This is a genomic window from Pedobacter paludis (assembly GCF_003173575.1).
Lineage (GTDB): Bacteria > Bacteroidota > Bacteroidia > Sphingobacteriales > Sphingobacteriaceae > Pedobacter > Pedobacter paludis.
Map to the genome: position 1 here is coordinate 132,534 of NZ_QGNY01000001.1, position 12,775 is coordinate 145,308.

12 protein-coding genes are annotated in these 12,775 nt (G+C 38.2%); all 12 read left to right on the top strand.

Annotation, left to right across the window (positions count from 1 at the left end; genetic code table 11):
- Window positions 1-28 precede the first annotated feature (28 nt).
- The 12 genes from DF947_RS00595 (at window position 29) to DF947_RS00650 (ending at window position 12,765) form a co-directional block, all read left to right on the top strand.
- Window positions 29-1,249, top strand: a complete 1,221-nt coding sequence (locus DF947_RS00595; protein ID WP_109927757.1) for a PAS domain-containing sensor histidine kinase — start codon at window positions 29-31, stop codon at window positions 1,247-1,249.
- Window positions 1,242-2,273 (top strand): response regulator, encoded by a 1,032-nt coding sequence (locus tag DF947_RS00600; protein WP_109927758.1) that lies wholly within the window; start codon window positions 1,242-1,244, stop codon window positions 2,271-2,273. Before DF947_RS00595 ends, DF947_RS00600 begins: the two co-directional genes overlap by 8 nt.
- A gap of 274 nt (window positions 2,274-2,547) precedes the next feature.
- Window positions 2,548-2,976, top strand: coding sequence for a Rossmann-fold NAD(P)-binding domain-containing protein (locus DF947_RS00605; RefSeq protein ID WP_109927759.1), 429 nt, complete (start codon window positions 2,548-2,550; stop codon window positions 2,974-2,976).
- Entirely contained in the window at window positions 2,976-4,322 is a 1,347-nt protein-coding gene (hemN, locus tag DF947_RS00610; RefSeq protein WP_109927760.1) for an oxygen-independent coproporphyrinogen III oxidase, read from the top strand. The genes DF947_RS00605 and hemN overlap by 1 nt, the downstream gene beginning before the upstream one ends.
- An 11-nt stretch (window positions 4,323-4,333) precedes the next feature.
- Complete coding sequence (locus DF947_RS00615) at window positions 4,334-6,718, top strand: heavy metal translocating P-type ATPase (protein ID WP_109927761.1); 2,385 nt, start codon at window positions 4,334-4,336, stop codon at window positions 6,716-6,718.
- On the top strand, window positions 6,715-6,894 hold the full coding sequence (ccoS, locus tag DF947_RS00620; RefSeq protein ID WP_109927762.1) for a cbb3-type cytochrome oxidase assembly protein CcoS: 180 nt from the start codon (window positions 6,715-6,717) through the stop codon (window positions 6,892-6,894). Before DF947_RS00615 ends, ccoS begins: the two co-directional genes overlap by 4 nt.
- A gap of 72 nt (window positions 6,895-6,966) precedes the next feature.
- On the top strand, window positions 6,967-9,108 hold the full coding sequence (gene ccoN, locus DF947_RS00625) for a cytochrome-c oxidase, cbb3-type subunit I (protein WP_109927763.1): 2,142 nt from the start codon (window positions 6,967-6,969) through the stop codon (window positions 9,106-9,108).
- 3 nt (window positions 9,109-9,111) lie between these two features.
- A complete protein-coding gene (locus tag DF947_RS00630; protein ID WP_109927764.1) occupies window positions 9,112-9,294 on the top strand; it encodes a hypothetical protein in 183 nt (60 codons plus the stop codon).
- A complete protein-coding gene (locus DF947_RS00635) occupies window positions 9,281-10,249 on the top strand; it encodes a cbb3-type cytochrome c oxidase N-terminal domain-containing protein (RefSeq protein ID WP_240615287.1) in 969 nt (322 codons plus the stop codon). The genes DF947_RS00630 and DF947_RS00635 overlap by 14 nt, the downstream gene beginning before the upstream one ends.
- Complete coding sequence (ccoG, locus tag DF947_RS00640) at window positions 10,233-11,609, top strand: cytochrome c oxidase accessory protein CcoG (protein ID WP_109927765.1); 1,377 nt, start codon at window positions 10,233-10,235, stop codon at window positions 11,607-11,609. Before DF947_RS00635 ends, ccoG begins: the two co-directional genes overlap by 17 nt.
- A 29-nt stretch (window positions 11,610-11,638) precedes the next feature.
- On the top strand, window positions 11,639-12,067 hold the full coding sequence (locus DF947_RS00645; protein WP_109927766.1) for a FixH family protein: 429 nt from the start codon (window positions 11,639-11,641) through the stop codon (window positions 12,065-12,067).
- Window positions 12,067-12,765: a sulfite exporter TauE/SafE family protein gene (locus DF947_RS00650; protein ID WP_109927767.1), complete on the top strand. Its 699-nt coding sequence runs from the start codon at window positions 12,067-12,069 to the stop codon at window positions 12,763-12,765. The genes DF947_RS00645 and DF947_RS00650 overlap by 1 nt, the downstream gene beginning before the upstream one ends.
- Window positions 12,766-12,775: the final 10 nt, after the last annotated feature.

Below are 12,775 nucleotides of genomic sequence, written 5' to 3' on the forward strand. Positions count from 1 at the left end.
TATTTACCAAACTACAGAAATATATTAAATGGATAGGTCGAAATTTCTAGATGCAATTATTGAGAATGCCATTGATGGAATTATTACTATTGATGATAAAGGAATTATAGAACATTTAAATCCGGCTGCGCTCGAGCTTTTTGGCTACACTAAAGAAGAACTGGTCGGGCAGAATATTGCTGTTTTGATGCCCGAGCCGGATCATTCCCGCCATGACGGATATCTTTCCAGATATGAACATACAGGCAAAAAAAATATAATCGGAATCGGTCGTGAGGTTCTGGGCAAGCGAAAGGACAGTTCTATTTTCCCATTTAGACTCGGTGTTAGCGAAATTAAATTTACCGACCGTAAAATCTACACCGGTTTTATTCATGATTTAAGTAAGGAAAAAGCAAATGAGGAACAGATCAAAAGCTATACCGAAAAACTTGAGGTCAAGATTAAGGAGCGTACACGCGATTTAGTAAAACTTGTTTCTGAGCTGGAAACAGCCAAAGAAAATATGAGTGTGCTCTTTCAAAAAGAAAAAGAACTTAACCAATTAAAAACAAGGTTTGTTTCAATGGCCTCGCATGAGTTCAGAACGCCGCTTAGCTCCATCCAGCTATCTGCGTCGCTAATCGATAAATACACAATCAAACAGGATGCTAGCAGTGTAGAAAAACATACCTCAAAAATTAAAAACTCGATCAATAACCTCACTACCATACTAAACGACTTCCTTTCGCTGGAGAAGCTGGAGGCTGGTAAGGTCGAAGCTTCTGCACAATCGTTCAACATCATCAGCTTTGCCGAAGAAATAACGGAAGAAATGCAGATGATGACCAAACAGAACCAGCATATTATTTACGAACATACCGGCTTAACCGCAGAGGTGTTTTTGGATGCCAACCTGTTAAAGAACTGCATCATCAATCTAATTTCCAACTCCATAAAATATTCTGGAGAAGATACACTGATTCAGTTTAATACCATTTTAAACAGCGACGAACTTGCTTTAGAGGTAAGAGACAACGGAATCGGAATTCCCAAGGCCGATCAGCATAGTCTGTTTGAACCTTTCTTTAGGGCGCACAATACTGGGGATATTCCGGGTACGGGATTGGGGCTCAATATTGTACAGCGGTATGTTGGGTTAATGAACGGAACTGTTTCTTGCAAGAGTGAACAGAACCATGGAACAGTTTTTACCCTATTTTTTAAGATCAGTAATAAGTTGATAAATCCATCCAAATCCCATGAATAAAAAGGTTTTAATTATTGAAGATAATGATGATATAAGAGAAAGTACGGCAGAAGTGCTCGACCTGGCAGGTTATGAAACTTTTACGGCCAAACATGGCAAGGTTGGTGTAGATCTGGCTTTGAAGCATTTACCAGATATCATTCTTTGCGACATAATGATGCCCGAGCTGGATGGATATGGTGTACTTTATCTCTTGAATAAAAACCCTAAAACAGCCAGTATCCCTTTTATTTTCATTACCGCGAAAAGCGAGCGTGCCGATATGCGAAAAGGCATGGAAATGGGGGCGGATGATTACCTGACAAAACCGTTTGACGATGTTGAGCTGTTCAAGGCTATAGAAAGCAGGTTCAGAAAAAAACAGCAAACGTCAGGATTTGGTACGAATGCAGGCAACACCGAGGCAGTACTTGAGGAGCTTCGTAAAAAAGGCAGATCTAAGCCGATTGGCAATAAACAGATTATTTATGTCGAGGGCGATGAGCCTACACATCTCTACTTTATTATTAAAGGGCAGGTAAAAACATACAAGCGTTTTAAAGATGGAAGGGAACTATCATCTAACTTATACCACGATGGTGATTTCTTTGGTTACGAAAGTTTGTGCAACGGCGAACTTTATTCGGATAATGCAGCAACATTGATCGAATCTGAGATTATACAGATTCCAAAAATAGACTTTATGGAATATCTGCTCAATCATCAGGCAGTATCCAAAACATTTATTGGCTTATTATCGGGAAACATCCGCGATAAGGGTAAACAGATGCTGCAGCTTGCATATTCATCGGTAAGAAAGCGTGTGGCCGAAGCATTATTGCAGGTGGCCACTAAATTTAGCAATGATACAAGTGATGGCTGTACCATTCGAATTTCAAGAGATGATCTTGCTGCGCTTGTCGGTACAGCTAGTGAAACCGTAAGTAGAATGCTGGCCGATTTTAAAGATGAAAAATTGATTGATAAAACCGGGAATGCAATAAACATTCTATCGCTGGAAAGACTTAAAAATATTAAACAGTAAGCATAAAATATTTGACAGATAATTGCCCAATTCATAAAGCCGTTATAAAGCTATTTTGAGATTTCTTTTGACCGGGAAATCTCAGATAAATTCTCTTCCAACTTCGCAGCAATGCTTCTTTGAAACCGCTCCCCATTAAAGCTTTCAATCTGTCCAAGAGTAATCATAAGCAGATATTGAATGTCAGAAAATAATCCAGATCATTTTTTATTCTAAGATTTCTCATCTTAAGCGCAAGTTGACTGCCATAGTTTTGTACCTATAAACTCTGTATATGAAAGCTATAGCTTATAACATCAAGCCTGACGAAAAAGAATGGCTGGTGCTTGCCAATTACAAAAAACACGACATTACCATAATTGCCAACAGCCTAACTGCCGATACACTTTCATTTGCAGTTGGCAAGGAAGCGCTGTTGGTTTTTAACAACGATTATCTCAGCGAAGCTATGATTCAGGGACTTAAATCGTTAGGGATAAAATACATTGCAACCTCTTCTTTTGAAACAGATCATCTTGATTTAAAGGCGGCTGGTTTTGCAGGAATCAAAGTGGCAAATGTTCCATTAGAAACCGGAAATACAGATCCAAAATTGCGAATGGAACAGGTGATCAAAAATCTAGATCAATGGGCTGCAGGTAAATGTGTAGGTAAGGCATGTTGTTGCCAAAACGACTGCGCCACAGTTAAATCATTAAAGTAATGGAAACTGCCCAACTGCTTAAAAAATATAGCGTTGCAGCGCCAAGATACACCAGCTACCCCACAGTTCCTTACTGGGATAATGAAAGCTTCAATACTCAAGATTGGTTAAAAACCGTTTCCAAAACCTATTCAGATCACAGGGATGAAGGCATAAGCTTATACATCCATCTTCCTTTTTGCGAAAGTCTGTGTACGTATTGCGGGTGTAACACTCGAATAACAAAAAACCATAAAGTAGAACAACCCTATATCGATGCAGTCTTAAAGGAATGGCAAATGTATGTTTCGGTTTTGGGCGAGAAACCCCATATAAAAGAACTTCATCTAGGTGGTGGAACGCCTACTTTTTTTAGTGCAGAAAATCTTGAGGTACTTATCAGCACGATTTTCCAAAAAGGGATACTGTCAAAAGATGCAGAACTATCTTTTGAAGCACACCCGGCAAATACAACCATCAAACATTTAGCGGTTTTGCATAGTTTGGGGTTTAAGAGAATGAGCCTTGGTATTCAGGATTTTGATCCAAAAGTTCAGTTTCTTATTAATCGTTTTCAAACACCTGATCAAGTTGCTAAAGTAACTACCAAAGCCAGGGAAATCGGATATACATCGATTAATTTCGACTTGATTTATGGGCTTCCCGGTCAGACACTTTTTGGTTTAAACGAAACGATTAAGGAAGCGATTGCAATGAAACCAGATCGTATTGCCTTTTACAGCTATGCACACATACCCTGGTTAAAACCCGGACAGAGGCACTACACCGAAAAAGAAATTCCAGTAGGCGATGAGAAATTTGCGCTTTACCAATTGGGCAGGCATTTACTTACCGAAGCTGGCTATAAAGATGTTGGCATGGATCATTTTGCATTAAAAAGCGATTCGTTATTCCATGCGGTTGCAGAAAAGAAACTTCACCGAAATTTTATGGGTTACACCAATCAGCATACCCATTTGCTTATCGGTTTGGGGGTATCGTCCATTAGCGATAGCTGGACTGCCTTTGCCCAGAATCCAAAAACGGTTGAAAGCTACCTTGATAAAATCCAAAATGGAATATTTGCTCTTGAAAAAGGACATTTATTAAGTGCAGAAGATTTAGAAATCAGAAAACACATTCTGAATATTATGTGCGCCGAACACACTATTTATGATAATGGAATCCCAGATCATGTACAGACTCGATTGGAACCTTTGTTGGCAGATCAATTAATAGCTGTTGATGAAAAGGAAATCAAAATTACTACACAAGGAAAATCCTTTCTAAGAAATGTCTGCATGGCTTTCGATGAAAAATTATGGCTTAAACAGCCCAAAACCCAACTTTTCAGTTCGTCAATTTAACTTATTTACAAATGGAAGATCAGCATAAAACCATAACAAAAGCGATTTGCTATCACTGTGGAGAAGATCTGCCCAAGGTGAAATATCAAATAGAGGATAAAGATTTTTGCTGTGCAGGTTGCCTTGGTGTTTTCAAAATCTTATCCGAAAATAATTTGTGCAATTATTATGCGTACAACAATAACCCAGGCCAACAGCTTAAGGGCGAAAGCCATCTGGAATATCTTGATGAGCCGAAAATAATTGCTCAGCTGCTTGATTATAAACATGAAAATTCGAGTATAATCACATTTTACATTCCGGCTATCCATTGTAGTTCCTGCATTTGGCTATTGGAACATCTTTATAAAATCAATCCGGCAATATTTAGCTCAAGAATAGATTTTCTTAAAAAACAGGTTACCATCAGTTTCAATCACGATGAAATCTCACTTCGAAAACTGGTTGAAACGTTAGACCAGATTGGCTACGAACCTTTAATTAGTCTGCAGGATGTTGTAAAAGAGCACAGTAACTCAATAGATAAAGCACTGGTTTTGAAAATTGCCGTTGCCGGATTCTGTATGGGCAATGTAATGCTGTTTAGTTTTCCCGAATATTTTGGTCTTTCAGGTTTAGAAAAGCAGTTTCAGTCTATGTTTGGCTGGTTAAATCTTGCCTTCAGCATTCCGGCAGCATTTTATTGTGGTAAAGATTATTTTACTTCGGCACTAACGAGTATCAAACATAAGCACATCAATCTAGATACGCCATTGGCGCTAATTATTGCTGTCCTTTTTTTGAGAACAGTGTTTGAAGTTGTCTTTAGCATTGGTCCAGGCTTTGCCGATACTTTAACAGGTCTGGTATTTTTACTTTTGATGGGGAAATGGTTAAAGCAGCGTACGTATCACCACATTTCGTTTGATCGTGATTACCGTTCTTATTTTCCAATCGCTGTTACCACTTTGCAAAATGGCAGGGAAAAGCCCGTTTCTATAAACGAAATTAATGTTGGCGATCGCCTATGGATTCGGAATAGTGAATTGGTTCCGGCAGATTCTATTTTAATGAAAGGCGATGCATGGATGGATATGAGTTTCGTAACCGGAGAATCGGAACCTATGCACAAAGTTTTGGGCGAAATTATTTATGCCGGTGGAAGACAAACAGGAGAAGCGATAGAACTTGAGGTAATTAAGCCCGTTTCTCAAAGCTATTTAACTGGGTTATGGAACAACGAGCATTATAAAAACAACAGCGAAAAGCAGAACTTTAACGATAGTGTAGCCAAATATTTTAGCCTCAGTGTTTTTCTAATCGCTTTTTCGGCAACGGCTTATTGGTTGTTCCAACACGATAGTCATAGAGCTTGGTCTTCATTTACGGCAGTAATTATTGTGGCTTGTCCTTGCGTGTTGGCCTTAAGTACACCATTTACTTTATCGGCAATTTTATCTGTATTTGATAAAAAAGGCTTTTATGTTAAAAATACCGATGCCGTTGAGGAATTGGCAAAGTGCAACACCATTATTTTCGATAAAACAGGAACTTTAACCAGTAGTGAAAATGCCGAGATTAGATTCAGTGGGGTACTAAATAAGGAGGAAAGCATCATTGTGGCATCCTTAATGCGAAACTCAGTACATCCTTTAAGCAGGCACATTTTAAAGGCCCTAAATGTTGATCAATTTTATTCCCTAACTGATTACAAAGAAGTTGTAGGGAAAGGTTTGACCGCCAAAATTGATAATCACCATATTTATGCAGGGCATTTATCTATGCTTCCAATTGGCATACAAACCGATAGCGAAACAGGGGTTCATATTGTAATTGATCGATCTTATAAAGGCTATTTTGAAATTAAACAGCAATGGCGCTTGGGTTTAACACAACTGGTTTTAAAACTTCAAAAATTTAGCTTACAAGTACTGTCCGGAGATACGGATAAAGATTTTTGGATACTTAAAAGCATCTTCTCAAACTCAACCAAAATCAGATTTAGGCAAAGTCCACACCAAAAATTAAGCAGCGTGATCGAACTTCAGCATGCGGGGAATAGAGTAATGATGCTTGGAGATGGTTTAAATGATGCCGGGGCATTAAAACAAAGCGATTTTGGAATCGCAATAACCGATAACATAAACAACTTTACACCCGGTTGCGATGCCATTCTTAAAGGCAATTCGCTTAATTATCTGCCAAACTTTATCCAGCTCAGTAAGGATGGGTTGAAAATTATCAAAATCAGCTTTGCTATAGCAATCGCTTATAACTGTATCGGAATTTATTATGCCGTTCAGGGTACATTATATCCATTAGTGGCAGCTGTGTTAATGCCAATTAGCACAATTACCATCATTTCTTTTACAACACTGGCTACAAGATGGTTTGCCCGCAAAAATAAACTGATATGAACATACTTTACTTTCTGGTTGGCTGCAGTGTTTTAATGGCACTTGTTTTTTTAGGAGCGTTTGTGTGGGCATATAAAACCGGACAGAACGACGATACCCATACGCCCGGAATCCGAATGCTTTTTGATGATGAGATTGCCGATGAAAAAAGTGAAGAAGATCACTTTTCCAGCTAAGCACCATCACCGTTTGAGCAGACTGTTCAGGATACCTTTGATACATAAAACAAACAAAACTTCTTTTCTATTATGCAGTTAGAAAAATTTACTTACGATAACAGGATTGTTCGAAACTTTGGTATTGCAACCCTGGTTTGGGGCATTATCGGCATGACGGTTGGCTTGCTTATAGCCATGCAACTGTTTAAGCCAGCCATGAATTTAGGCAACCAATATACCACCTTCGGGCGGATTAGACCATTGCACACCAATGCGGTAATTTTTGCCTTTGTTGGCAACGCGATTTTTATGGGCGTATATTATTCGCTCCAACGCCTGTTAAAAGCCAGAATGTTTAGCGATGTATTAAGCAAAATTCATTTTTGGGGATGGCAACTCATCATAGTTTCGGCGGTAATTACTCTTCCATTAGGCTTTACCACATCGCATGAGTATGCCGAACTTGAATGGCCAATTGATATTGCCATTACGCTAATTTGGGTCGTATTTGGTGTAAACATGTTCGGTACAATTATAAAAAGAAGGGAGAGGCACCTTTATGTGGCCATTTGGTTTTACATCGCCACTTTCGTTACCATTGCTGTTTTACACATTGTAAACTCTTTTGAGCTTCCAATTTCTTTTATGAAAAGTTACTATGTGTATGCTGGTGTTCAGGATGCACTGGTTCAATGGTGGTATGGACACAATGCAGTAGCCTTTTTCTTAACTACTCCTTATTTGGGAATGATGTATTATTTCTTGCCAAAAATGGCTGGCAGACCAGTGTATTCGTACAAATTGAGTATTCTTCATTTTTGGTCGCTTATTTTTATTTACATCTGGGCAGGCCCTCACCATCTGTTATATACATCCTTACCTGGCTGGGCTCAATCTTTAGGTGTTGCATTTTCGATTATGCTTATCGCACCAAGCTGGGGCGGGATGATTAACGGTTTGCTAACCTTGCGTGGCGCATGGGATAAAGTTAGAGAAGATGTTACGCTTAAATTTATGGTGGTTGCACTTACAGCTTACGGAATGGCCACTTTCGAAGGGCCATTGCTATCTCTTAAACAAATTAACGGAGTTGCACACTTTACCGATTGGATAGTAGCACACGTACATGTTGGCGCATTGGGCTGGAATGGTTTCTTAACGTTCGGTGTGTTATATTGGTTAATTCCAAGAATTTATAAAACAGAACTTTACTCTAAAAAACTGGCAGGTTTCCATTTTTGGATTGGCACATTAGGTATTTTGTTCTATGCAGTACCTATGTACTGGGCTGGTTTTACACAGGGCTTAATGTGGAAAGAATTTACGCCAGAAGGTTTGTTAAAATATCCAAATTTCCTTTCAACCACCTTACAGATTATCCCGATGCATGTTCTACGTTCTATTGGTGGGGCGCTTTATTTAACTGGAGTAATTGTAATGACTTACAATTTAGCTAAAACCATGTTAAGTGCTAAACTAGTAGCCAATGAACCTGCTGAAGCCATGCCATTAGCCAAAATAATTGTAGATAGTTCTCCTACAGATAAAGCTTGGCATAGAGTTTTAGAACGTAAGCCAATGAAGTTTATGGTTTTTTCCCTGATCATCATTTTAATCGGCGGGATGGTAGAAATGATGCCAACCTTTACCATTCAATCTAACATTCCAACCATAGCAAGCGTAAAACCATATTCGGCATTAGAGCTTCAAGGAAGAGATTTATACATTAGAGAAGGTTGTGTAAACTGTCACTCTCAAACAGTGCGTCCATTTCGTTCAGAAACAGAGCGTTATGGCGAGTACAGTAAAGCAGGTGAGTTTGTCTACGATCATCCATTTTTATGGGGAAGTAAGCGTACCGGGCCCGATCTGCATCGTGTTGGCGGAAAATATTCTGATGCCTGGCACTATAACCATTTAATGGACCCTACATCTATGTCGCCTGGAAGCATTATGCCTCCTTACCCTTGGTTGGTAGAACAAAAATTAGATACAACAACTACAGCTCGTAAAATTAGGGCAATGCAAACCTTGGGTGTTCCGTATGCAGAAGGTTATGATAAACAGGCAAATGATGACCTGAAAATTCAGGCTGAAAAAATTGCCTTAGACTTAAAGCAGAATAACATCAAAGTTAAAAGTGACAGAGAAATCGTAGCCATTATTGCCTATCTGCAACGTTTGGGTACCGATATCAAAGCCAATAAAGAAACTATTCCTTCAAATCAATAATTTATGTTTAATCAGATTAAAGACTTAGCTGGAGGTGAAATTTACCTGATCACTTCACTGCTCATGTTCATGGTGTTTTTTGTAATCGTAGGCATTTACCTATTTAAGTTAAGCAAAAGGCACATCGAAACCATGAGCGCATTACCCATTCAAGAAAACCAAACCAAAGCATATGAAGAAGATTAAACTCTCATTTTTGTTTCTGCTTTTATCCATTACGGTATTTGCAGCCGATGAAAAAGTAGCTGTTGCTATGCCTGCAGCCGAGCCAAGCTTAGGTTTAACCAGTTCGGAAATGCTTATAGCAATATTATTGCTCTTTGTATTAGTGTTGCTTTTCGTTTCCATTACACTGCTTAATGCGTTTAAAGTAATGTATAAGGAACAGTTAAACCCAACACCATTTTTAGAGCCCTTTAAAGAGCCTGTTTTGGATTATGATGATTGGTTAAATCTTCAGCCAAAGAAACCCTCAATCTGGACGAAGCTTTTAAGTTTAAAGCCAATTGAAGAAGAAGGAGATTTAGTTATAGATCACGCTTATGATGGCATTAAAGAACTTAACAATCCTGTGCCAACATGGTTTAACGTACTCTTTTTTGGAACCATGATTTTCGCCGTGGCTTACTTGTTTTATTATCATATAGGTGGCTATGGCGATTTGCAGGATCAGGAATATGAGCACGAAATGGTAAAAGCACAAACTGAGAAAGCAGCTTATTTGGAAAAATCGGCCAATACAATTGATGAGAACTCAGTTAAGTTTGATAATTCGCCAACCGTTTTGCAAGAGGGCAAAGGCATTTTTACTTCAAACTGTGTGGTTTGCCACGGCGATAAAGCTCAGGGAGTTATTGGCCCCAACTTAACCGATGATTATTGGTTGCATGGTGGCGGAATCAATAACGTTTTCAAAACCATAAAATATGGCGTTCCAGAAAAGGGAATGATTAGCTGGGAGAAAAACTTAAACCCAAAACAGATCAGTGCTGTTGCCAATTTCATTATTTCGTTAAAAGGAACCAATCCGGCAGGAGCAAAGGCGCCCCAGGGAGAAAAATATGAAGAAAAAAAACCGAAGGATAACGAAATGAAAACTGCTAAAGATACCGTAGGGAAAGAAGATGTTAAAAAAAAATAAGATCGAAAATAAGAACAAAGGCAGGAATTTTCTCTATCCTAAAAAACCATCGGGTAAATTGTATGCCTATCGGAAATGGATAAGCCACATATTGTTTTTGTTCTTGTTTTCCTGTCCATTCTTAAGACTCAATGGAGAACAATTGGTTCTCCTTAATTTTATCGAACGGAAGTTTGTCTTTTTCGGACTCATTTTTACACCTCAGGATTTTTATCTCTTTGCACTCGCCATGCTCATTTTCATCATGTTCATTGTATGCTTTACCGTTGTTCTGGGCAGATTATGGTGTGGCTGGGCTTGTCCACAAACCATTTTTATGGAGATGGTTTTCCGTAGAATAGAATACTGGATTGAAGGTGATGCCAATAAACAGCGTAAACTGGATGCTAGCGAATGGAATGCAGAGAAAATTTTTAAAAAAGGAATTAAACATCTAATTTTTCTGATTATCTCTTTTGCCATAGCCAATATATTTCTGGCTTACATGATTGGTTCCAATGTATTAATTAAAATTATTACCGAACCCATTACAGGCCATGTTTCTGGATTTATTGCCATCTGGTTGTTTACCTTAATTTTTTACGGCGTTTTTGCTTACGTACGCGAAGTGGTTTGTACAGTAATTTGTCCGTATGGACGTCTACAAGGTGTTTTGCTTGATAATCAGAGTCTGGTCGTGGCTTACGATTACACCAGAGGAGAACCGAGGGGTCAGTTGCAGAAAAATGAAACAGAAACAAAAAATGGAGACTGCGTAGATTGTAATCTTTGCGTGCAGGTTTGCCCAACGGGTATCGATATCAGGCAAGGAACACAGCTTGAATGTGTGAACTGCACCGCCTGCATAGATTCTTGTAATGAGGTCATGCTCAAAATCGATAAACCTAAAAATCTAATCGGTTTCTTCAATCAAGATTTTATTAAAGAAAGAAAGCCTTATAAAGTTGGATTGAAATCTTACGGCTATGCTGCCGTTCTGTTTGCTGTCTTGATTGTTTTTTCATCGCTTATTTATAAACGAGAAGATATTCAGACAACCGTACTGAGAGCCAGTGGAACATTATATCAAAGTAGGGGAAATAATAAAACAAGCAACCTATATAATGCTGAACTGATTAATAAAACCAATAAAAATCTGAAGTTTTACTTCAGATCGAAAGACACGGATGATGAAATTGATTTTATTCAAAGAACAGATATCTTACCAAAGGAAGGCTCGACACATTTAACTTTCTTTCTCGTAAGAAAAAACAGTTCCTTAAAGAAATATAAAACCAATGCCGTTTTCGAAATTGTTGTAAATGGAGAAGTTTTAAGTACGGCAACAACAAGTTTTTTTGCTCAGCCAGCAGCAGAATAAAAGAACTGACATAATCAAAATTTATAAATATGAACTGGGGAACAAAAATAGTGCTGGGGATGCTTGCATTTATGCTATTTATAGTTGGTATGGTGGTTTACATGTTCCACCTACACGGCAGGGATGCCTTGGTAGAAGAAAACTATTATGAAAAAGGAATCAATTACAACGCAGAATACGATGCCAAACAGAATGTTTTAATTGATGATGCCAAGCCCCAAATTACCATAACCCAAAGTCAGATTATTATTCAAACTAAGGCAAGTGCAAAGTACAATCTGGTTTTAATGCGTCCATCCAACAGTATGGATGATTTAAAATTGAAGGGAAGTACCTCAGGTAGCACAAATCTTATTCTGGTCGATAAAACAAAAATGGCCAAGGGAATGTGGTTCCTAAACCTGCAATGGCATTCTAGAGGTAAGGATTATCTCTATAAAAATAACATCACCCTGTAATGGAATATTTACCTCTGGCATTTTTAATGGGGTTATTTGGAAGCCTGCATTGCGCCGTTATGTGCGGACCCATTATGCTTGGGATGCCCTTTAAAAAAAGAACCCTATTTCAAACAGGTCTTCAGCTTTTGCTTTATCAATTCGGAAGGATTTTGGTCTACACAATTTTAGGCATAATGGTAGGCGCATTAGGTCACAGCATTAAAATATTCAGTAATCAGAAAACCCTGAGTATTGTTATCGGCGTTTTGTTGGTATTATTTACCCTGTTGCAATTTAATAAACACCACAAGAATCAATTTCTTAAAATTCAGCTTAACCTTTTAAACCCAATTAGCCAGCTCATGAATAAGGCCTTCAATTTGCCCTTGTGGGGTTTATTTGTAGGCATGCTAAATGGCATAATACCTTGTGGAATGGTTTACTTGGCGCTTGCAACTGCAATGAATATAAGTAATATAAAATATGGTGCAACATTTATGTTTTTATTTGGCTTAGGAACTTCGCCATTGATGATGATGATTTCACTTGGCGGAATTTTCCTTAAAAAGTACATCCACTTCAATACTAATAAACTCATTCCATGGTTTATATTTTTTATGGGTTTGTTATTCATATTGAGATCTGCTGATTTAGGCATTCCTTTTTTATCACCCATAAAAACAAACACTTATGGCCATACAATAGAATGCAAGTAGATTTTTTATA